Origin of the sequence: Kitasatospora sp. NPDC059817 (assembly GCF_042731835.1) — a bacterium.
In the GTDB taxonomy this organism is placed as follows: domain Bacteria; phylum Actinomycetota; class Actinomycetes; order Streptomycetales; family Streptomycetaceae; genus Kitasatospora.
Map to the genome: position 1 here is coordinate 43127 of NZ_JBHWIR010000015.1, position 21588 is coordinate 64714.

19 protein-coding genes are annotated in these 21588 nt (G+C 72.8%); 13 read left to right on the top strand and 6 right to left on the bottom strand.

All coding sequences use genetic code 11. The annotated features are described in order from the left end of the window. Positions 1-374 precede the first annotated feature (374 nt). From pstC to ACFV61_RS05740, 5 genes are read left to right on the top strand one after another with little or no spacing between them, the layout of a single operon-like run. Positions 375-1406: a phosphate ABC transporter permease subunit PstC gene (gene pstC, locus ACFV61_RS05720; protein WP_063348389.1), complete on the top strand. Its 1032-nt coding sequence runs from the start codon at positions 375-377 to the stop codon at positions 1404-1406. Positions 1407-1449: 43 nt separating this feature from the next. After that, positions 1450-2676 (top strand): phosphate ABC transporter permease PstA, encoded by a 1227-nt coding sequence (gene pstA, locus ACFV61_RS05725; protein ID WP_380490298.1) that lies wholly within the window; start codon positions 1450-1452, stop codon positions 2674-2676. A 38-nt stretch (positions 2677-2714) separates the two neighbouring features. Continuing rightward, on the top strand, positions 2715-4592 hold the full coding sequence (locus tag ACFV61_RS05730) for a substrate-binding domain-containing protein (RefSeq protein WP_380490300.1): 1878 nt from the start codon (positions 2715-2717) through the stop codon (positions 4590-4592). Continuing rightward, on the top strand, positions 4589-5500 hold the full coding sequence (locus ACFV61_RS05735; protein WP_380426477.1) for a sortase: 912 nt from the start codon (positions 4589-4591) through the stop codon (positions 5498-5500). Before ACFV61_RS05730 ends, ACFV61_RS05735 begins: the two co-directional genes overlap by 4 nt. Positions 5501-5538: 38 nt before the next feature. Further along, positions 5539-6429, top strand: coding sequence for a phosphate ABC transporter ATP-binding protein (locus ACFV61_RS05740; protein ID WP_079135714.1), 891 nt, complete (start codon positions 5539-5541; stop codon positions 6427-6429). Between the two features lie 43 nt (positions 6430-6472). Here the strand turns inward: ACFV61_RS05740 and ACFV61_RS05745 are convergent, their stop codons facing one another. After that, entirely contained in the window at positions 6473-7318 is an 846-nt protein-coding gene (locus ACFV61_RS05745; RefSeq protein WP_063348386.1) for an HAD family hydrolase, read from the bottom strand. A 188-nt stretch (positions 7319-7506) separates the two neighbouring features. Here ACFV61_RS05745 and ACFV61_RS05750 point away from each other — a divergent pair, with 188 nt between their 5' ends. The 3 genes from ACFV61_RS05750 (at position 7507) to ACFV61_RS05760 (ending at position 10501) form a co-directional block, all read left to right on the top strand. Next, entirely contained in the window at positions 7507-7707 is a 201-nt protein-coding gene (locus tag ACFV61_RS05750; RefSeq protein ID WP_363368081.1) for a hypothetical protein, read from the top strand. Between the two features lie 302 nt (positions 7708-8009). Further along, positions 8010-9479: a phenylacetate--CoA ligase family protein gene (locus ACFV61_RS05755; protein WP_380490302.1), complete on the top strand. Its 1470-nt coding sequence runs from the start codon at positions 8010-8012 to the stop codon at positions 9477-9479. Beyond that, on the top strand, positions 9476-10501 hold the full coding sequence (locus ACFV61_RS05760) for a hypothetical protein (protein ID WP_380490304.1): 1026 nt from the start codon (positions 9476-9478) through the stop codon (positions 10499-10501). Before ACFV61_RS05755 ends, ACFV61_RS05760 begins: the two co-directional genes overlap by 4 nt. Before the next feature lie 59 nt (positions 10502-10560). Here ACFV61_RS05760 and ACFV61_RS05765 read toward each other — a convergent pair whose 3' ends face one another. Further along, positions 10561-11811 carry a hypothetical protein gene (locus ACFV61_RS05765; RefSeq protein ID WP_380490306.1) on the bottom strand — a complete coding sequence of 417 codons (1251 nt, stop codon included), beginning with the start codon at positions 11809-11811 and terminating at the stop codon, positions 10561-10563. Between the two features lie 223 nt (positions 11812-12034). Here ACFV61_RS05765 and ACFV61_RS05770 point away from each other — a divergent pair, with 223 nt between their 5' ends. The 5 genes from ACFV61_RS05770 to ACFV61_RS05790 all read left to right on the top strand — a co-directional run bounded on the left by ACFV61_RS05770 (position 12035) and on the right by ACFV61_RS05790 (position 16625). Beyond that, entirely contained in the window at positions 12035-12922 is an 888-nt protein-coding gene (locus tag ACFV61_RS05770) for an LLM class flavin-dependent oxidoreductase (protein WP_380426461.1), read from the top strand. Between the two features lie 132 nt (positions 12923-13054). Next, positions 13055-14017 (top strand): ABC transporter ATP-binding protein, encoded by a 963-nt coding sequence (locus tag ACFV61_RS05775; protein ID WP_063348380.1) that lies wholly within the window; start codon positions 13055-13057, stop codon positions 14015-14017. Beyond that, on the top strand, positions 14001-14903 hold the full coding sequence (locus tag ACFV61_RS05780; protein WP_063348379.1) for an ABC transporter permease: 903 nt from the start codon (positions 14001-14003) through the stop codon (positions 14901-14903). Before ACFV61_RS05775 ends, ACFV61_RS05780 begins: the two co-directional genes overlap by 17 nt. Positions 14904-14929: 26 nt before the next feature. Further along, the gene (locus tag ACFV61_RS05785) at positions 14930-15847 is read left to right on the top strand and encodes an ABC transporter ATP-binding protein (protein ID WP_063348378.1); all 918 of its coding nucleotides are present in this window, start codon (positions 14930-14932) and stop codon (positions 15845-15847) included. Positions 15848-15905: 58 nt separating this feature from the next. Then, complete coding sequence (locus ACFV61_RS05790) at positions 15906-16625, top strand: ABC transporter permease (protein ID WP_063348377.1); 720 nt, start codon at positions 15906-15908, stop codon at positions 16623-16625. A 100-nt stretch (positions 16626-16725) separates the two neighbouring features. Here ACFV61_RS05790 and ACFV61_RS05795 read toward each other — a convergent pair whose 3' ends face one another. From ACFV61_RS05795 to serS, 4 genes are all read right to left on the bottom strand, one after another. Beyond that, positions 16726-18033 (bottom strand): CynX/NimT family MFS transporter, encoded by a 1308-nt coding sequence (locus tag ACFV61_RS05795; RefSeq protein ID WP_380490308.1) that lies wholly within the window; start codon positions 18031-18033, stop codon positions 16726-16728. Positions 18034-18099: 66 nt separating this feature from the next. Further along, complete coding sequence (locus tag ACFV61_RS05800) at positions 18100-18831, bottom strand: FadR/GntR family transcriptional regulator (protein ID WP_063351236.1); 732 nt, start codon at positions 18829-18831, stop codon at positions 18100-18102. A gap of 139 nt (positions 18832-18970) precedes the next feature. Then, a complete protein-coding gene (locus tag ACFV61_RS05805; protein ID WP_380490310.1) occupies positions 18971-19918 on the bottom strand; it encodes an HAD family hydrolase in 948 nt (315 codons plus the stop codon). A gap of 84 nt (positions 19919-20002) precedes the next feature. Further along, entirely contained in the window at positions 20003-21277 is a 1275-nt protein-coding gene (gene serS, locus ACFV61_RS05810; RefSeq protein WP_079135713.1) for a serine--tRNA ligase, read from the bottom strand. Between the last annotated feature and the right edge of the window lie 311 nt (positions 21278-21588).

Sequence of the window (21588 nt, forward strand, 5' to 3'; positions counted from 1 at the left end):
GGGGGGGGCGCGCGCGGGGGGGGGCGCCGCGCCGCCGGCGGGCCCCCCCCGGCCGCGGGCGGCGCCGCCCCCGCCGCCCGGGGGGGGGGGCCCCCCGCCCCCCCCCCCCCCGACTCGTCCGCCCGGTCCCGTTGCCGTCTGCCCCGGGCCCGCTGACCAGGCCCGCAGCCCGACCCGCGCCGCCCGCGCGTCGGCGACCGGACCGACCGGCGGCCGGAACGCCGGCGACCGACCGACCGGCGACCGACCGGAACGCCGGCGACCGACCGACGACCACGAACCAGCCGACCGAGCCGCCTTCGACGCTTTCGTCGGGCCGCCGTCCAGGCCGGGGCACCGCCCCGGCACCCGTACCCGAGCACGGAGAGCAGACCATGACAGCCGCCGCCGAGCCCGCGGCACCGTACGCCGGGGCGCCAGGCCACCCCGACGGCCAGCCCGACCCCGACGTCCCGCGCGTCATCACCGCCCCCGCCACCCCCGGCGACCGGGTGTTCCGCGGCGTGCTGCGGCTCGCCGGGATCTCGGTCTTCGCCATCATGGGGCTGATCGCGTTCTTCCTGCTGCTGCGCGGCACGGACGCGCTGCGCGCGGTGGGCTGGTCGTTCCTGACCGAGCAGAAGTGGCAGACCGCCGCGCACAACTTCGGCATCGCCGCCGTCCTGCCGAACGGCCTGCTGATCGCCGTGATCGCCCTGGCCATCGCCGTCCCGGTGGCGCTGACCACGGCGGTCTTCATCGCCGAGTACGCGCCCGTGCGGCTGCGTTCGGTGCTGGTCTCGCTGATCGACCTGATGGCGGCGATCCCCAGCATCATCTACGGCCTGTGGGGGCTGTTCTTCCTCCAGCCGCGCATCATCGGCTTCGTCCGCTGGCTGGCCAACCACCTCGGCGACGCGATCCCCTTCCTCAAGGTGCGCACCGGCGACATCGGGACGTCCTACACCTCGTCCACCTTCATCGCGGGCGTCGTGGTCTCCCTGATGATCATCCCGATCGTCACCTCGCTCAGCCGGGAGGTGTTCTCCCAGGCCCCGCAGGGCGAGCGGGAGGGCGCGTACGCGCTCGGCTCGACCCGCTGGGGGATGGTGCGCGCGGTGGTGCTGCCGTTCGGCAAGGGCGGTGTGATCGGCGCGGTGATGCTGGGCTTCGGCCGGGCGATGGGGGAGACGATCGCCGTCGCGCTGATCATCTCGCCGAACTTCAAGACCATCACACACATCCTCGAGAACGGCGCCAACTCGATCTCGGCGCTGATCGCGCTGCGCTTCGGCGAGTCGGACGCGCTGTCGCTCTCCGCGCTGATGGCGGCCGGCCTGGTGCTGTTCGCACTGACCCTGCTGGTCAACGTCGCGGCCGGTTTCGTGATCAACCGGTCGCGCTCCGGCGCCTCGACCGCGGACTGAGAAGGGCGGCCGACATGACCAACCCCGTTGAAGGGACGACCCGATGACCACGCTCGACCTGCCACCCGTGGCCGCGTCCGAGCCCGCCGAGGCGCCGCCCGCCCCCGCACCCGTACCCCCGCGCCCGGAGCGGCGCCTGAAGCTCGGCGGGGTCACCCGCGAGGACGTGCTCACCGTGGCCGGCTCGCTGGTCGGCTCGCTGGCGCTGGACTGGATGAGCTACGAGCGGATCCTGCCGTTCAGCGGCGCGTTCGGCTTCCTGGTCTGCTGGTACGTGCTGTTCCTGGCCGGCTACTTCACCCTCGGGCGGCTCCAGTGGGGCAGGCTGCTGGTGCGCGAGCGCCTGGTGTCGGTGGTCGCGTGGAGCTCCGGACTGCTGGTGCTCGCGCTGATCGTCGACCAGATCGGCTATCTGGTGGTCCGAGGCTCCGAGGCGGCCCAGCACCTGAACTTCTTCACCGAGTCGATGGAGAGGACGGCCGCGCTCTCCCCGATCACCTCCGGCGGTGCGCTCAACGCGATCGTCGGCTCGCTCGAACAGCTGGGCCTGGCCACGTTGTTCGCGGTGCCGCTGGGCATCGCCGCGGCGGTCTTCATGTCCGAGGTCGGCGGCCGGATGGCCCGTCCGGTGCGGACCCTGGTCGAGGCGATGACCGCGCTGCCGTCGATCGTCGCGGGCCTGTTCGTGCTCGGCGTGGTGATCCTCACCCTCGGGTTCGAGCAGAGCGGGTTCGCGGCCTCGCTGGCGCTGACCGTGATGATGATGCCGATCGTCACCCGGGCCGCCGAGGTGGTCATCCGGCTGGTGCCGGGCACCCTGCGCGAGGCCTCGTACGCGCTCGGCGGCAGCCAGTGGCGGACGGTGTGGAACGTGGTGCTGCCGACCGCCCGGCCCGGTCTGGTGACGGCGGTGGTGCTCGGCATGGCGCGCGGCGTCGGCGAGACCTCGCCGGTGCTCCTGACCTCGGGCTTCACCGCGCAGTTCAATGCCGACCCGTTCACCGAGCCTCAGGTGTCGCTGCCGCTCTACATCTGGAACTACGTCAAGCAGCCCTACCCCGAGATGGTCGCGCGGGCCTTCGCCGCGGGGCTGACCCTGATGGCCGTGGTGCTGGTCCTGTTCGTCACCGCCCGGGTGCTCGGCGGCCGTCGGCCCGGCCAGTTGACGAGGGGTCAGAAGCGCCGGATCAACCGGGACGTCCGTCGTCTCGAGGCGGCCGCCGCGGCCGCCGTCGCCCGCCCGTACGCCATCCAGCCGGAGAAGCGCTGATGTCCCGCCCAACCACCCTCCGTACCAGAGGAGTTCCCATGTCGTGGGAGGCCGCAAGCCGCCCCGTGGCCCGCACCCTGGCCGTGCTGCTGTCCCTGTCGCTCGCCGCGGCCTCACTGCTGCTCGGGCAGGGGGCGGCGTTCGCGGCGTCGGTCGCGCTGAGCGCCCAGGGCTCCAGCTGGTCCGGTCCGGCGATCGACCAGTGGCGCCAGGACGTCGGGCCGCAGGGCATCCAGATCAACTTCAACCCGGTCGGTTCGGCCGCCGGCCGCACGGCCTGGAGCAACGGGCAGACCGACTTCACCGCCTCGGACGTGCCGTTCCGCAGCGGGGATGACACCGGCCTCAGCGAATCGGCCCGCACCGGCGGCCAGGGCGGCCGGGAGAACCCGGTCTACGGCTTCTCGTACGTGCCGATCACCGCGGGCGGCACCACCTTCATGTACAACCTGCAGGTCGGCGGCAAGCAGGTCCGCGACCTGCGACTCTCCCCGCAGACCATCGTGGACATCTTCACCAACAAGATCACCAACTGGAACGACCCGAAGATCACCGCCGACTATGGCAAGCCGCTGCAGAGCATGCCGATCACCCCGGTGGTCCGCTCGGACGGCTCCGGCGCCACCGCGCAGTTCACCCGTTGGATGGAGCACAGCTACCAGGCCCAGTGGGACGACTACTGCAAGTCCGTCAACGGCACCACCTGCGGCGACTACACCGAGTTCTACCCGCCGTCCGGCCGGATGACCGCGCAGAACGGCTCCGACATCGTCGCGGGCTACATCAAGTCCTCGATCGGCCAGGGCACCATCGGCTACGACGAGTACGCCTTCGCCAAGCGCAGCAACTGGCCGGTCGTGAAGGTGCTCAACAAGGCCGGCTACTACTCCCTGCCGACGGCCTCCAACGTGGCGGTCGCGCTCACCGCGGCGAAGATCCGCGGCGTCGACGACAACACCCCGGCGACCGACCCGAACTACCTCCAGCAGAACCTCGACGGCGTCTACACGATGGACGACCCCCGCGCCTACCCGATCTCCAGCTACAGCTACGTGATCGTGCCGCGCGCCGGAGCGGAGCTCAAGCCGCCGCCCCGCTTCAACAACGACAAGGGCGGCGCACTCAGCCGCTTCCTCGCCTACGTCCTGTGCGAGGGCCAGGGCGAGGCGGACGGCCTCGGCTACTCGCCGATCCCGCGCAACCTGGTCAAGGGCGGGCTGCTGCAGACCAAGAGCATCCCGGGCAACGCCAGCCCCGTCGACCCGGACACCCTCTCCAACTGCGCGAACCCGACCTTCAACTCGGCCGGTGAGCTGACCGTCCTCAAGAACGCGCCGCAGCCCAGCCCCTGCGACAAGCAGGGCGCTCCGCTGGACTGCACCGTGCAGGGCGGCCAGCCGGTCAAGACCGGTTCGGGCGCGGGTAGTTCGGGCGGCACCGGCGGCGGCGCGGCCGGCGGTACCGGCGGCACGGGCGGCACGGGCGGTACCGGCGGCACGGGCGGCACGGCCGCCGGCGGTTCGGGCCGGACCGGCAACGGCACGGCCGCAGGCACGTCCGGCGGCACCGGCGGTACCGGTGGCGGTACGGGCGGTGGCGGCGCGGGCACCGGCGGCACCGGGGACGGCGGCGCAGCTGCCGACGGCGCGGCCGGCACGGACCCGAACGCGGCCGGCGCCGCGCCGGGCGACCCGGGCACCGAGGACGTCGTCGACCCGCAGACCGGCCAGGTCGTCGCCCGCGGCCGCGGCGGCAGCACCGAGGTCGCGGCGAACGTGGTCGAGGTGGCCGGCAAGCCCGAGGACTGGACGCTGAGCACGCTCACCGCCCTCGAACTGCTCGCCGTGGTGCTCGTCCCGCCGCTGCTCGGCCGGCGGCTGCTGCGGCGGCGCAAGTCCTCGGACGGCGCCTCGTGACCGCCCCGGTGCTGGAGAAGCCGGCCGCCCCCGTGCGGCCGGCCACGCCCGCGGGCCCACCCGCCGCGACCCCCGCGGCCGGGCCCGCCGCCGCCCCTTCGCGGCGCCGCCTCCTCCAGGGCGCCCGGGTGGCCAGCCTGCTGGCCGCGCTGGTGCTGGGCTTCGTCGGCTACCTGTTCACGCTCTCGCACGTCCAGGAACGGCACTTCCAGTCCACCGCGTACAAGACCTTCCGGGACCAGCTCGCCCGGGCCGTCGCCCCCACCGGGGCCGCCGCCGACGGCGCCCCGGTGGCCCTGCTGGACATCCCGGCGATCGGCCTGCACCAGGCTGTCGTGGTCGAGGGCACCACCGGCCGGGACCTCATGCGCGGGCCCGGCCACCGCCGGGACACCGCCCTGCCCGGCCAGGGCGGCGTCGCGGTGCTGTTCGGCCGCGGCGCCACCTTCGGCGCGCCCTTCGCCGAGCTGTCCGGGCTCCGGGTCGGCGACAAGATCGAGGCCACCACCGGGCAGGGCAAGTTCACCTACACCGTCAACGTGTACGGCGACGGCGACCACCCGATCACCGACCCGGCCCGCAACCGGCTCGTCCTGGTCACCGGGGACTCGGACTGGATCCCCGGCTCGACCGTGATGGTCGGAGCCCGGCTGGACGGCGACCCCCAGCAGAACCCCGGCGGCCGGCCCCGGACCGTCCCGTACGACAAGGCGCTGGCCGCCGACAAGGGCGCGCTGGCCACGCTGCAACTGTGGTCGCTCGGACTGCTGGGCGTGGTGCTCGGCGCGCTCCTGCTGGCCCGGTACTGGCGGGCCTCGGCGGCCTACCTGAGCCTCGCGCCGGTGCTCGGCGCACTGCTCTGGGCGGTCTACGAGAACGCCGCCGCCCTGCTGCCCAACCTCTACTGAAGCGCGCCCGGAAGGCCGTACCGATGACGGATGCACCGATGACCGACACCCCGACCACCGGCCTGGGGACGGTCGACGCCCCGGCGACCGACCCGGCCGCCGACACCCTCACCCTCCCGCCGCTGCCGCCGGCCCCGCACCCCGGCGGCGAGCCGCTGGCCGGGCTGGAGACCAGGGAGGTCTCCGCCTGGTTCGGCGCCCGCAAGGTGCTGGAGCGGGTCTCGCTGGCGATGCCGGCCGGCGAGGTCACCGCGCTGATCGGCCCGTCCGGCTGCGGCAAGTCCACCTACCTGCGGATCCTCAACCGGATGCACGAGATGGTGCGCGGCGCCGCGCTCTCCGGCGAGGTGCTGCTGGAGGGCGACGACGTCTACCGTCCCGGTCGGCGCCCCGCCGAGGTGCGGCGCCGGATCGGCATGGTGTTCCAGCGGCCCAACCCGTTCCCGGCGATGTCCATCCAGGACAACGTCGCCAGCGGCCTGAAGCTGGCCGGGATCAAGGTCTCCAAGGAGGAGCGCCGGGACCTGGTGGAGACCAGCCTGCGCCGCGCCGGGCTCTGGGACGAGGTCTCCAGCCGGCTGCACACCCCGGGCGGCTCACTCTCCGGCGGGCAGCAGCAACGCCTTTGCATCGCACGGTCGTTGGCGGTCTCGCCGGACATCCTGCTGATGGACGAGCCGTGCTCCGCGCTCGACCCGACCTCCACCCGACGGGTCGAGGAGACCATCGCCGAACTGCGCGGGCGGCTCACCATCGTGATCGTCACCCACAACATGCAGCAGGCCCAGCGCGTCTCGCAGACCTGCGCCTTCTTCCTGGCCACCCACGACACCCCGGGCCGGATCGTGGAGGCCGGGCCGACCGCGCAGGTCTTCGGCAACCCGCGCGACCAGCGGACCTCCGACTACGTGAACGGCCGCTTCGGCTAGGCCCGGGCGATACGTCCTAGGGGAGCCAGGGGAGCCAGGGGAGCTAGGGGAACCGCAGCAGCTCCTCCAGCACCGCCGCGACGCCGTCCTGCTCGTTGCTCACGGTGTGCAGCGGCACCGCCGCCAGCACCTGCGGGTGCGCGTTGGCGACGGCGTACGCGGTGCCGGCCCAGTCCAGCATCTCCAGGTCGTTCGGCATGTCGCCGAAGGCCACCACCTCGCTCCGGTCGATCCCGTGCCCGGCGCACCAACGGGCCAGCGTGCTGGCCTTGGTGACGCCGGGCGCGCTGATCTCCAGCAGCGGGATCGGCGCCGAGCGGGTGATCTCGGCCAGCTGCCCGGCGGCCTCCCGGGCCTGGGTGAGGAACGTGTCCGGGTCGAGGTCGGGGTGCTTGGCCAGCAGCTTGAACAGGCCCCGGACCGGCCCGCCGGCGCTCAGCAGCTTCTCCGCCGGGCCGACCGCGTGCTCCAGGTCGTCGCCCCACATCGGCACCGCGTACTCGGGCTCGCGGGCCCACCCGTCCGGGTACTCGAAGGCGAACGCGGTGCCGGGCAGCTTGGCGCGCAGCACCTCGACCACCGCCAGGGTCGTCTCCACCGGCAGCGGGAACGATTCCAGCAGCTCACCGCGCCGCACGTCCACCACCGCGCCGCCGTTCGAGCAGATCGCCACCCCGTGGCCGCCGATGTGCGCGCTCACCTGCTGCATCCAGCGCGGCGGCCGCCCGGTGACGAACACCACCTGCACCCCGGCCGCCTCCGCGGCCGCCAGGGCCGCGGCGGTGCGTTCGCTGACGGTGCCGCCGGCGCACAGCAGGGTGCCGTCCAGGTCGGTGGCGATGAGGCGGGGGGCGGTACGGGCTTCGGTCACCGGTCCATCTTCGCCCATCGGTGCCACACCGGTCACCGGCGAGGACGGACCTCGTCGCGGACCCGCAGGACGGCGCCGCCGACCCGCCGGACCTGTGGCTTTCGGCCCCCGAGGCGCCGTTTCCGGCCTATTCGCCCGGCGGCCGGGGTGTCCCCCGGGCGCGACGGGCAGGAGTGTGCACGGCCACCCCGTCGGCAGGAAGAGCCATGCCCACTCGCCAGCTCCGAGACGAGCCTCCCCCGACCATCCCGCCCGCCGCCTCCCCGGACGCCTCCTCGGGCGCTTCCCCGGACGCCTCCCGCGAGCCGGTCCTGCTCGGCGACGTCCTCTTCCACACCCTCGCCGAGATCGCCCGCCGCGCCCCCGAGCCCCGCCTCCCGGCCCAGCGCACCCGCCCGCACCCGTAGGCCCTGCCCGGCCGAGCTGCGCCACCGCCCTTTCGTGGCACGGAATTTGATGCCGTCTCACCTCTGGTCGCGCATTGTTCGATTCCCTAAACTGCACTCCCCACCCGCCGGCGCCGGAGCACGTCATAGGGGCGTGCTCGGCCGCGCCGGCCAGCCCCACCAGGAGGTCTTGACATGGTCAAGCACTACTTCAAGTACGCCCTGAGCACCCTGACCGCCGCCATGTTCGCGCACATGGCCTGACCGAGTCGTCCCGGCCTGGGCCGGGGTGAGCATCCCCGGCCCAGGTTCCAGGAGGTCTCGTGTTCGGCACTGCGGTGAGTCAACTCCGGTACGGCGCATCGATCCTGCTCAACCGCAGGATCCGGCCCCAGGACCTCGGACGGATCGCCGACGACATGGTCCGCACGCTCGCCGAGTTCGGCGAGCCGGGCGCGGACTCGGCACTGCTGCCGGGGCAGGCCGGGCAGGTCGACCCGGAGGTGCGGCGCACGGTCACCCGGCGGAGCCTGCGGGCCACCGCGCGCGCCGCCGTCCGCCACACGGCCTACTACCGGCGGACCTTCGACGACCTCGGGATCGACCCCGACACGCTCGACACGGAGACCTGGTCGCGGGTGCCCGTCACCCCGAAGGCGGCCCTGCGCGGCCTGCCCGCCGCGTTCGTCTCCGCCGCCGCCGAGCCCGCCCTGATGGCGCTGACCACCGGCACCAGCGGCACCCCGACCGCGGTCTGGTATTCCCGGGCCGAGTTGGAGACGACGATCGCCCTCAGCACCATCTCGGCGGCACTGACCCTCGGGCTGCGCCCCCAGCACACCGTGGCGTACGCGGGCTGCTCCAGGGCCACCCTGCCGCTGGTCGTCGCCGAGGAGTCCACCACCCGGGTCGGCGCCTCGTTCGTCCAGTTCGGGACGATCGACCCCGCGCTCGCCCTGGACCGCCTCGCCGCACCGCTCGGCCTGCCCGGCAAGGCCCCGCAGATCACCCACCTCACCGCCTCCGCGTCGTACCTCTCCGCGCTCGTACAGGAGGCCGAGCAGGGCGGGTGGCGGTCCGCGGACTTCGGGCTGGAGAGCATCGGGGTGGGCGGCGAGGTGCTGTCGACCCCCCTGCGGGAGCGGGCCGAAGCGGCGTTCGGCGCACCGGTGTCCACGTCCTACCTGATGACGGAGACGCTCCCCTCGGGCGGCACGCCGTGCTCCCAGGGGCATCTGCACCACACCACCGAGTTCGGGCACCTGGAGGTGCTCGACCCGCAGACCTGGGAGCCGACCGCGCCGGGGGAGGTCGGCATGCTGGTGCACACCCCCTTCGTGCCCTACCGGGAGTGCACCCTGCTGCTGCGGTACGCCACCGGCGACCTGGTCCGGCTGCCCGTCGGCGAGGCCGGGTGCGAGTGGGCGCACCTGCCGGCCACGTCCGCCGTCCTGGGCCGCTGGTCGGGGCCGCTCAGCGCCTCCGTGCCGACCAGGGACGTCCTCGACCTGGTCGAGGGGGAGCCGGACGTGCCGCTGCCGGCCAGATACACGCTGACCGAGGAGCCGGACGGCGGTGCGCTGCTGCACCTCCTGGTCCGTGCGCTGCCCGCGGCGACACTGCACCGCAGGCTCGAACAGGGGGCATCGGCGGCGGGGCTGCCGCTGGCCGGCATCGTGCTCCACGACGACCGGTCGAAACTGCCGCCGTCCAGCCCGGTCCGCGCGGACCTGCGGGAACACACCTTCGAGTCGGCCCGTCCGGTCGGCGTCCGGGCCGGGAGCGGCGCATGAACGCGATCCCCCTCGTCGCCCTGAGCTGCTGCGTGGCCCTGCTGATGGCCGCGGCCGGGGGGTACCTGGTCCGCGTGCGGATGCCCAGGCCTCCGGTGGGCGTCTACACCTCCGGCGACATCGCCGTCCTGTGCGTCGGCGTCGTGCTCGCCCCGCTGCTCTACCTCAAGCTGCCGGGCGTGGTCGTCTCGGCGCTGTTCGGCCTGGTGCTCTGCCTGGCGGTGCAGTTCACCCTGGCACCGGTCTGCTCCGGCCGCTGGGCCTGGGGCCTCGCACTCGTGGCCGCCGGCGCCACGGCGGCGTGCAGCGGCCACCCCGTCGCGGTGCGCGCCTGCACCGACGTGATGCTCGCCGTCGCGGTGGTGGGCGTGGCCAACCTGTGGACGCAGAGCGGAATGCGATCGGCGCACGCGGCCGGCCTGGCCGCCGTCCTGTCCTGCTACGACCTGGTGGCGACCACCCTGACGCAGGTCACCGCGAACTTCGTCACCCAGGTCCAGGGAAGGCCGTTCGCCCCGATGCTCGTCCTGACGGGCGGCAGCCCGCCGGTCGCCGTGGGCCTCGGCGACCTGCTGCTCCTCGTGCTGTTCCCGCTGGTCGCCGCCAAGGCGTTCGGACGGACGGCCGCGTTGCTGGCGGCAGCCGTCGGAGTGGTCGTGACCAGCGCGGTCAGCGCGCTGTTCGCCCTGGGCGCGCTGACCGCGGGCTTCCCCCTGCTGACCGTGCTCGGCCCCCTGATCGTGCTGCAGCACGTGCTGTGGTCACGCCGACTGGGCGGCGAGCGGACGACGGCCCGCTGGCGCTCCGGCACCGAATCGCCGGCCCCACGCCCCGACCGCCTCCAACCGGACCCCGCCCTGACGTCGGCCCTGTCCCTCACCCCGCCCACCGGACTGGCACCGGGCACCTGGATCGCGATCGCCGACGGCCAGATCCTCGGCACCGGCAACTCCCCCGGCCTCGCCCGCCGCGCCGCCCGCCAGCGCGGCACGGACACCCTCCCCATCGTGCGCCAGCTCTGACCGGCCGCCCTTCAGCGGACTTCTGACGACGGCGGCCACGGCGTTCTCGGCGTTCGCGGCTACGGGCGATGGGGTTGGCCCGGCACGCGCCGTGCGCTGGTGAACCGCTGCCGTCGCCCGCCGGCGGCCAGTTCGCCGAGGCGCTCGCCGATGACGGAGACGCCGGGGCGGGGCTCCTGCGCGTAGTACCAGGGCTTGCGGCGGCGCAACAGTTCCTCGCCGTGCTCGCTCCAGGTGAACCCGGGTTTCCGCAGCAGCTTCCGGAACACCGAGTCGGCCGTCTCCGGGTGGGCGGCGGCCAGTCGGCGGATCGGCAGTGGCGTGATCGACTCCTCGCGCAGGAATGTGCGCAGCAGGTCCTGGTGCGGTTTACGGCCCGTGCGGGAAGGGTCGGCGAAGAGGTCCCGCAACAGCCCGTAGCCCGCGTAGAAGTTGAGTCCGTCGACCGCGTCGTAGATGACTCCGACGGTGTCCGCCTCCGCAAGGTCCCGCGGCAGCTCGAAAGCCGGGAAGTCGAGGCCCGGGAGCCGCCTGCCCCGGGCGCGGTCGGGATGCTCAGCGGCGGTGTCCTCCCGCCGGTGCCGGTAGTAGGCGTTGAGCCGTTCCTCGGCTTCGGCGGGCGGAAGGACCAGTTCGTCGCTGCCGAAGAACTCGACGAACGCGGCCCGGTCCTTCCGCATCGACTCCCATCCCTGCTCGATCTTCTCGGGGTTGCGGAAGACCAGTTCGGGGTGGCTGGTGGCCAGTTGGAGTGCGGCCCGGGCGATCTCGGTGGCGCTGGACTTGGGGTAGTACGACATCGCCCCGGAGACCAGCCACGTCCCGTCGGCCGAGAAGACCGGCACCAGGCAGGTGTGGAGGAACCCTCCCCTCGTCACTCCGCGGAAAGCAGCTCGTCCGGCGTTCGAGTAGGTGCGGTACTCCAGGTCGTCGACCAGGTTCAGCAGGACGAGGGCATCCCCGTCCTTGCGGCGGATCTCGAAGATCCCCTCGACCGGGTCCCGCCAGCCGAGCAGCATCTCCCGGTCGATCTCGCCCAAGTCCCGCCGCCCACCGACGAACCGGTCCACCACCGTCGAACCGTCCGGCAGGCGGAAGCGCAGGATGAAGTGGTCGGTGATCCGGACCGCCTCACCCTCGTCCAGCAGCCGCTCCGGCCCGGCGGCCTCCAACAGAAGGGGCGTCAACCACCGGTCGAAGCGCGCACCTTGCGCGAAGGCGACCAGCTCCCCCTTCAACTCGGCACAGCGCTCGATGAGGTCGGCGAGCGCGCGCTCGCCGTGATCCGCGCCCCGAACGGCGATCGCCATGTCCTGCTCTCCCCACAAGCCGGTTCCGAAGTGATCCGAAGTGATGTGTGAGTTGCTCGGCTCTCGCCGTAGGCACCGACGGTGGCCCTCATCGATCATGGTCCAAAGCTCGGCCCCGCCCTGCCCGATGCACCCACGGCGCCACGGTAGCGGCCGTGAAGGCGCTCTAGCCGAGGGTCGCTCGAAACCTCACCTGCCGGAGTGAACACGTAGGGTCGACGGCATGCGCTTGAGTACCGTGATCCTCCCCATCCACCGGTGGAGCGAGGGGCAGAAGATCTGGCGGCGGGCCGAGGAGCTCGGCTTCCATGCCGCCTACACCTACGACCACCTGTCCTGGCGGAGCTTCCGGGACGAGCCGTGGTTCGGCTCGGTCCCCACGCTGACGGCTGCGGCGACCGCCACCGAGCGGATCCGGCTGGGGACGCTGGTGACATCGCCGAACTTCCGGCACCCGGTGACGCTGGCGAAGGAGCTGATCACGCTGGACGACGTGTCCGGCGGGCGGGTGACGCTGGGCATCGGGGCCGGTGGGACGGGCTTCGACGCGACGGCGCTGGGGCAGGAGGCGTGGTCGCCGAAGGAGCGGGCGGACCGGTTCGGCGAGTTCCTGCCGCTGCTTGACGAGTTGCTGCGTACGGACGCCACGACGCGCGAGGGGGCGCACTACTCGGCGGTCGAGGCCCGGAACATCCCCGGCTGCGTGCAGACCCCGCGACTGCCGTTCTACGTCGCCGCGACCGGTCCGCGCGGGCTGAAGCTGGCGGCTGAGTACGGCCAGGGCTGGGTGACGTACGGGGACCCGAAGGGTCCGGCGGACGTGCCCGTCGAGCGGGCGCCCGAGGTGGTCGGGAAGCAGATCGAGAAGCTGACCGCGGCCTGCGACGCGACCGGGCGGGACGTGCGCGAGCTGGAGAAGATGCTGCTCCAGGGCTCGACGGCGGAGCGGCCGCTTCAGTCGCTGGACGCCTTCGTGGACTGGGCGGGGAAGTACCAGGAGCTGGGCATCACCGAGTTGGTGATCCACTGGCCGGTGCCGGACTCGATCTTCGAGAACGACCTCGCCGTCTTCGAGCAGATCGCCACCGAGGGCCTCGCCCAGCTGGGCTGAGCGTCGCGTCGACCCTGAGGGGAGACCCTCCGCCCCTTAGGGGAGATCGTCGGCGGCGTCATACCGCAGCAGCAGACGGGCTCGTCATTCCAGCTCATAGCCCTTGGCGCGCAAGCCCGTTACGTTGAGCAGGTGTCCACTGCTGTCATCAAGACGGATGGCCTCACCAAGAGGTTCCCCCGGGTCACCGCCCTCGACCAGCTCACCGTCGAGGTGCGGCCCGGGGTGGTCGGGCTGGTCGGGGCCAACGGGGCGGGTAAGTCCACCCTCATCAAGATCCTGCTCGGCCTCGCCCCGGCGACGTCCGGCCGCGGCGAGGTCCTCGGCCTGGACGTCGCCACCCGGGGCCCGGAGATCCGTGAACGGGTCGGCTACATGCCCGAACACGACTGCCTGCCACCGGACGTGTCGGCGACCGAGTTCGTGGTGCACATGGCGCGGATGGCGGGGCTGCCGGCCACCGCCGCCCGTGAGCGCACCGCGGACACCCTGCGGCACGTCGGCCTGTACGAGGAGCGGTACCGGCCGATGGGCGGGTACTCGACCGGCATGAAGCAGCGGGTCAAGCTCGCGCAGGCGCTGGTGCACGACCCGAAGCTGGTGCTGCTGGACGAGCCGACCAATGGTCTCGACCCGGCGGGCCGGGACGAGATGCTGGGCCTGATCCGCCGGGTGCACACCGACTTCGGGATTTCGGTGCTGGTCACCACCCACCTGCTCGGCGAGTTGGAGCGCACCTGCGACCACCTGGTCGTGATCGACGGCGGCAAGCTGCTGCGCTCCTCGTCCACCGCCTCCTTCACCGAGGCGACGGCCGTCCTGGCGGTCGAGGTGACGGACCACCCGCAGGACGCCGTCCCGGAGCCGGGCGACGCCGTCCGGGCACGGCTGGCCGCCGCCGGGCTGTCCGTCCAGCCGGAGGGTTCGCACCTGCTGCTGGTCCGGCTGGCCGGCGACGACACCTACGACACCATCCGCGACACGGTCGCCGGCCTGGGCCTCGGCCTGGTCCGGCTGGAGCAGCGCCGCCACCGGGTCGCCGAAATCTTCACCGACGAGAACAGGGGAGGGACGGACGATGTCGCTGCCTCCTGACACCAGGTCCGCCGACACCGGCGTCATCCACGACATCGGCTACCGCGGCTACACCGGGCCCCGGCTCGGCCGGGCCTACGCGACCCGCTCGCTGTTCACCCAGAGCCTGCGCGCCGCGTACGGGCTCGGGCGCTCCGGCAAGTCCAAGGTGCTGCCGATGCTGGTGCTCGGCGTGGTCACGCTGCCGGCCGTGGTCATGGTGGCGATCGCGCTCGCCACCAGTGCGAAGGAGCTGCCGCTGGACTACCCGCGGTACCTGTCCTCGTTCGTGCTGGTCGTGTCGATCTTCCTGGCCTCGCAGGCGCCGGTGCTGTTCTCCCGGGATCTCCGGTACCACACCGTCCCGCTGTACTTCTCCCGCCCGATCACCCGCGCCGACTACGTCCGGGCCAAGTTCGCCGCCATGGTCAGCGCCCAGTTCCTGCTGATGGCTGCGCCGTTGCTGGTCCTCTACATCGGGGCGCTGCTGGGCGGGCTGGACTTCGGGCACAACACCGGGCACTTCCTGTCCGGCCTGGTCGCCGCCCTGCTGTACTCCCTGGTGCCGACCTCGGTGGCGCTGGTGGTCGCCGCCGCGACCCCGCGCCGCGGCTTCGGGGTGGCCGGGATCATGGGCTACCTGGCGATCAGCACGGCCGTGGTGGCGATCCTGACCCGGATCGGCACCGCCACCGAGCTCACCGTCCCGGACTCCGCCCAGTGGATCGCGCTGCTGTCGCCGAACGACCTGGTGGAGAGCCTGACCAACCAGCTCTTCGACGTCGGCGGGATGGGCGGCCGGATGCACGCGCCCGGCGGGCTCGGCGTGGTCGTCTTCACCGTCGCCGTTCTCGCGATGGTGTCCGGCTCGTACGGGCTGCTGCTGCGCCGCTACCGCAGCGTCTGATGAACCGAGGAGTTTGAGAGGGCGTCATGGCCACCATCACCATCGACAAGGTCTCCCGCTGGTTCGGGAACGTGGTCGCCGTCAACGACATCAGTATGACGATCGGCCCAGGCATCACCGGCCTGCTCGGTCCGAACGGCGCGGGCAAGTCGACCCTCATCCACATGATGAGCGGATTCCTCGCGCCCTCCAGCGGGGCGGTCACCCTGGACGGCGCGCCGATCTGGCGCAACCAGCAGGTGTACCGGCAGATCGGCCTGGTCCCGGAGCGGGAGTCGATGTACGACTACCTGACCGGCTGGGAGTTCGTGCTCGCCAACGCCGAACTGCACGGCCTCGCCGACCCGGGTGCCGCCGCCCGGCGCGCCCTGGACCTGGTGGAGATGGCCTACGCCAAGGACCGCCGCACCGGGACGTACTCCAAGGGCATGAAGCAGCGGGTCAAGATGGCCTCCGCACTGGTCCACGACCCGGCCGTGCTGCTGCTCGACGAGCCGTTCAACGGCATGGACCCGCGCCAGCGGCTCCAGCTGATGGAGCTGCTGCGCCGGTTCGGCGCGGACGGCCGGACGGTGCTGTTCTCCTCCCACATCCTGGAGGAGGTCGAGCAACTGGCCCGGCACATCGAGGTCGTGGTGGCCGGCCGGCACGCCGCCTCGGGCGACTTCCGGAAGATCCGCCGGCTGATGACCGACCGGCCGCACCGCTACCTGGTCCGCTCCAGCGACGACCGCAGGCTGGCCGCCGCGCTGATCGCCGACGGCTCCACGACCGGTATCGAGGTGGACGCGCGGGAACGGGCGCTGCGGATCGAGGCGGTGAACTTCCAGGGCTTCACCACCCTGCTGCCCCGGGTCGCCCAGGAGGCGGACATCCGGCTGTACACCGTCTCGCCGGCGGACGAGTCGCTGGAGAGCGTCTTCTCCTACCTGGTCTCCGCATGAGGCCCGGCGTCCGAGCCACCGAACTCCCGTACCGGACCCAGGAAAGGGCCGACCGACCATGAACCCGACCGTCGCCAGGCTGACCCTGCGCGGCCTGCTGGGCCGCCGCCGCGGCCTCCTGCTGCTGGTGGTCCCCGCCCTGCTGCTGGTCATCTCGGCCGTCGCGAGCGGCACCGCCAGCGGGAACGAGCACGACCTCACCGTCAAGATCCTCGGGCAGCTCGGCCTCGGCACCCTGGTGCCGATCCTCGGCCTGGTCGTCGGCACCGGCGTGATCGCCACCGAGATCGACGACGGCTCGATCGTCTACCTGCTGGCCAAGCCGCTGCCGCGGTGGAAGATCGTCACCACCAAACTGGTCGTCGCGATCGGCACCACCTGGGTGTTCGCGGCCCTCCCGACGCTGCTCTGCGGCCTGCTGCTGATCGGTACCAGGGACGGCATCGCGCTCGGCTACACCGTGGCCGTGCTGGTCGCCGGGGCGGCGTACAGTGCGTTGTTCCTGCTGCTCGGCGTGGTCACCCGGCACGCGGTGGTGGCCGGGCTGGGGTACGCGCTGGTCTGGGAGTCGCTGATCGGCAACTTCGTGTCGGGCGCCCGGACGCTGAGCGTCCAGCAGTGGGGCCGGTCGGTGGCCGAGGCGGTCGCCGGGGACGCCGCGATCGGCGCCGACGTCTCGCTCGGGGTGGCCGTCCCGCTGCTGCTGGCGGTCACCGTGGCGGCGACGGTGCTGGCCTCGGTGAAGCTGGCCGGACTGACCCTGGCCGCCGAGGAGTAGCCGGCCGGGGCCGACCCGGGGTAACTGGGGTCGACCCGGGGCAGCCGGGGACCCGAGCCGGCCTCAACGAGGCCAGCCCGGGTCGGTCCGAGCAGAGGTGCTAGCCGAGCGTCCGGTTGCGGCCCGCGCCCCAGCCGGCCGCGCCGACCACGGTGGCCAGCACCAGCATCAGCACCAGGGTGGCCGTCCAGCCGCCGGTGAGCTGGTGCAGCGCGCCAGCGCCGACCGGGCCCGCCGCCGCGACCAGGTAGCCGACCGCCTGCGACATCCCGCCCAGTTGGGCGGCGCCGGCCGCGCTGCCGGTGCGCAGCACGATGAAGGCCAGGCCCAGGCCCAGCGAACCGCCCTGGGCGACGCCCAGGATGGTCGCCGACACCCAGGCGCCGGACACCGGCGCGATCAGCAGCAGGGCGATGCCGAGGCCGTTCAGCCCGGCCATGGCCACCGCCAGCCCGCGCTGGCGGGTCATCCGGCCGGCCAGCAGCGGCACCAGGAAGGCGCCCGCGACCTGCACCAGGTTGGAGAAGGCGAAGACCAGACCGGCCTCGCCGCGGTCCATGCCGTGGTCGGCCAGGATGGTCGGCATCCAGGCGACCAGGGTGTACACCAGCAGCGACGAGATGCCCATGAAGAGGCTGATCTGCCAGGCCATCGGCGAGCGCCAGATGCCCTCGATCGGCTTCTCGGCCGCCCGACCGGCCGTATGACCGGTCGCCCGACCGGTCGCCCGACCAGCCGCAGGGCCGGCGGAGAGGCCCGTCACTGCCGCGACCGCCGCCCGCTCCTGCCGGGAGCGCAGCACCTGCGGCAGCCAGGCCACCGCGGCGATCAGCGCGAGCAGCGACCAGGTGCCCAGCGAGGCCTGCCAGCCGCCGCCGAGGGCGTGCTCCAGCGGCACCGAGAGGCCGGCCGCCATGGTCGCGCCGACCAGCATGGTGGTCGAGTAGACGCCGGTCATCGCCGCCGCCCGGTCCGGGAACTCCCGCTTGACCAGGCCCGGCATCGACACGTTCAGCACCGCGATGGCCACGCCGATCACCACGCAGCCCGCGTACAGCGCCGCCACCGAGGGCAGCACCCGCAGCAGCACGCCCGCACCCAGCACCAGGACGGCGCCCAGCACCACCCGCTCGGTGCCGAACCGCCGGGTCAGCCGGGGGGTGAGCGGGGCGCCGACGCCCTGGAACAGCACCGGCACGGTGGTGATCAGTCCGCTCGCGGTGGCGGAGAGTCCGAAGGTCCGCTGGATCTCGCCGACCATCGGCGACACCGCCGCCAGGCAGGCGCGCATGTTCAGCGCGACCAGCAGGATGCCGGTCAGCAGCAGCGCGGGGTGGGCCAGCCGGGTGCGGACGGGAAGCGGGAGGGATGTGGTGGCAACCGGCTGCTGGGCACGGGTGACGGCCATGGGTGTGCTGTTCTTTCGTGAATGTGCGCGAGGGCGCGGAGGGCGGAAGGCAGGCGGGTGCCTACGTCACTTCCGGGCCGCGATGGCCGCGAGGAGCTGCTCGACGGCCGCGGTCGGCTCGGCGAGCAGCGCACGACACGCGGCCTCGGCACGGTCGGGGTCGCCGCTTTCGATCGCGTCGACCAGCGCCGCGTGGGTGGCCACGGCCACCTCGGGCATGTCGTGGTCGCCGAAGGCCGAGGTCATCGACTCGCGCACGGAGGCGCCGAAGTAGCGGTAGACCTCGGTGAGCGCCGGGTTGTGCGCGGCCTCGACGATGGCGGTGTGGAACTCCAGGTCGTGCTCGACGGTGGCCTCGCGGTCGGTCCGCTCGGCGTGCGAGGCGATCACCTCGGCCTCGCGGGCCAGCGCGGCCCGCATCCGCTCGACGTCCTCGCGGGTGTGCCGCAGCGCGGCCAGTCGGGCGGCCTCGGTCTCCAGTGCGGCCCGGACCTCCAGGACGTCCCGGATGCCCGAGCGCTGGACGCCGCGCAGGACGGCGGCCGGGTCGCTGGTGGAGCGGACGAACGTCCCCTCGCCCTGGCGGGAGACCAGCATGCCGGCGTGCACCAGCACCCGGATCGCCTCCCGGACGGTGTTCCGGCCGACCTGCAGCCGCTCGGCGAGCTCGTGCTCGGTGGGGATCTGCGATCCCACTGGCCAGACGCCGCCGGCCAGTTGCTCGCGCAGCTGGTCGATCGCGGTGTCCACCAGGGAGCGCCGTCCGGCCGCCTGGAGGCTGTTGCCGTCGTTGGTCATGCCGGTGCTCCCTTCGTCGTTGGTCGCCGCGTCGCTGGTCAACGCCGGTCGTCGGTCATCCTACAACCGCTTGCCCGGTCATCCTACAACTGGAGGTGAACCCTCGCCGAACACCACGACGTGATCCGAAAGAGAGCCCCTAGACGCCCGGGTAGAGCTGTTCCAGGACGACGGCGACGCCGTCCTCGTCGTTGCTCGCGGTGACCTCGTCGGCGACGGCGAGCAGTTCCTCGTGGGCGTTGGCCATCGCCACGCCGCGGGCCGCCCAGCCGAACATCGGCACGTCGTTGGGCATGTCGCCGAAGGCGATGGTGTCGGCCCCGCGGACGCCCAGGCGGCGGGCGGCGACGGCCAGCCCGGTGGCCTTGGACAGGCCCAGCGGCAGCAGTTCGACCACTCCGGCGCCGGCCATCACGACGCCGACCAGGTCCCCGGCGACGCGGCGGGCGGCCTCGGCGAGCGCGTCGTCGGTCAGGCCCGGGTGCTGGATGTAGAGCTTGCTGACCGGGGCGTCGAGCAGCTGGTCGCGGTCGACCCGGACGACCGGCAGGTCGGAGCCGATCAGCAGTTCGTAGCCGGGGCCGGCCAGCACCTGGCCGTCCAGGCCGTCCTGGTTGGCGGCGACGGCCAGCGGGCCGGTCTCGGCCTCGATCTTGGCGATGGCGAGCGCGGCGAGTCGGCGGTCCAGGGTGAGGGAGGTGAGCAGCCGGTGCGCGCCGGCGTCGTACACCTGGGCGCCCTGGCCGCAGACGGCTATCCCGGTGTAGCCGATCTCGTCGAAGACCGGGCGGGCCCAGGCGGCGGAGCGGCCGGTGACGACGATGTGCAGCGCGCCCGCGCCGGTGGCCGTGGCCAGGGCGGCGCGGGTGCGCTCGGAGACGGTTTCCGCGCTGGTCAGCAGGGTGCCGTCGAGGTCGGGGGGGGCGCCCCCCGGGGGGGGGGGGCGCCCCCCCCCCCGGCCCCCCCGGGGGGGGGGGGCGGGGGGGGGGGGTGGGGGGGATGGTGGGCGCGCGTGGGTCCCGGGGGGGCGCGGGGGGGGGGCGCCCCCCCGGCCGGTGGCCCCGCCCCCCACCGCTCGGGTGCTCACCGTTGGGGGAGACGGGGCTGGGGCTGGTGGTGCTCATGGGCCGTACGTCTCCCGGGAGTTGCGGGTGGTGCGGGTGGCGCGGTGCTACTTGACCGGTTCGAGGACGGTCCGCCCGCCGAGGAACGGCCGCAGCGCCTCGGGCACGGCCACCGAGCCGTCGGCCTGCTGGTGGTTCTCCAGGATCGCCACGATGGTGCGCGGGATGGCGACCAGGGTGCCGTTCAGGGTGGCCAGCGGGCGGGTCTTGCCCTCCTCGCGCATCCGGATGGAGAGCCGGCGGGCCTGGTACTCGGTGGTGTTGGAGGTCGAGGTGACCTCGCGGTACTTGCCCTGGGTCGGGATCCAGGCCTCGATGTCGAACTTGCGCGCGGCCGAGGCGCCGAGGTCGCCGGAGGCGACGTCGATCACCCGGTAGGGCAGCTCCAGCGCGTTGAGGAAGTCCTTCTCCCACTGGAGCAGGCGGCGGTGCTCGTTCTCGGCGTCCTCGGGAGTGGTGTAGACGAACATCTCCACCTTCTCGAACTGGTGGACGCGGATGATGCCGCGGGTGTCCTTGCCGTAGGTGCCGGCCTCGCGGCGGAAGCAGGACGAGTAGCCGGCGTAGCGCAGCGGCAGCTTCTCGGCGTCGAGGATCTCGTCCATGTGGTACGCGGCGAGCGGGACCTCGCTGGTGCCGACCAGGTACCGGTCGTCCTCGGCGAGGTGGTACACGTTCTCGGCGGCCTGGCCGAGGAAGCCGGTGCCGTCCATGGCGGCGGGCCGGACCAGGGTCGGGGTGATCATCGGGATGAAGCCGGCCGCGGTGGCCTGGGCGATGGCCATGTTGACCAGGGCGAGCTCCAGCAGCGCGCCGACACCGGTCAGGTAGTACGAGCGGGCGCCGGCGACCTTGGCGCCGCGCTCGGTGTCGATCGCCCCCAGGATCTGGCCGAGCTCGACGTGGTCGCGCGGCTCGAAGCCCTCGGCGGCGAAGTCGCGCGGGGTGCCGATCTCCTCCAGGGTGACGAAGTCCTCCTCGCCGCCGACCGGGGCGGCCGGGTCGATGAGGTTCGCCAGCGAGCGGAGCAGGCGCTCGGCCTCCTCCTTGGCCACGCCCTGCTCGGCGTCCGCGGCCTTGACCGCGGCGGCCAGCTCCTTGGTGCGCTGCAGCAGGGCGGCCTTCTCCTCGCCCTTGGCCTGGGCGACCTGCTTGCCGAGCGTCCGCTGCTCGCTGCGCAGTTCGTCGAAGCGACTGCCCGAGGACCGGCGCCGTTCGTCGGCGGAGAGGAGGGCGTCGACCAGGTCGACGTCCTCGCCACGGACGCGCTGCGAGGCGCGCACTCGGTCAGGGTCCTCACGAAGCAGGCGAAGGTCAATCACAGGCCCAAGCGTACCGGGCGCAGGCTCGTCCACCGGTACGGGTTTTCCCCTGGGGATAACCGCCCGGATCCTGTGGATAACTTCTGTGGGGAACGGGCGGGGCCAGGGTTATCCACAGGATCCGGGCGGTGCCTGTGGATTGAAGGGGAGGTCGACCCTCCGATCACCGAAGCCAGGGAATTGAGGTTTCAAACCTCATTTGACCTTCTCGGGTGAGGGAATTGAAGCACTCAGACAGGTGATTTGCTGGCACACGGGTGACTCTGGTCCGATTAGTCATCTCTACGCCGCTAACCAATGATCCGACCGAA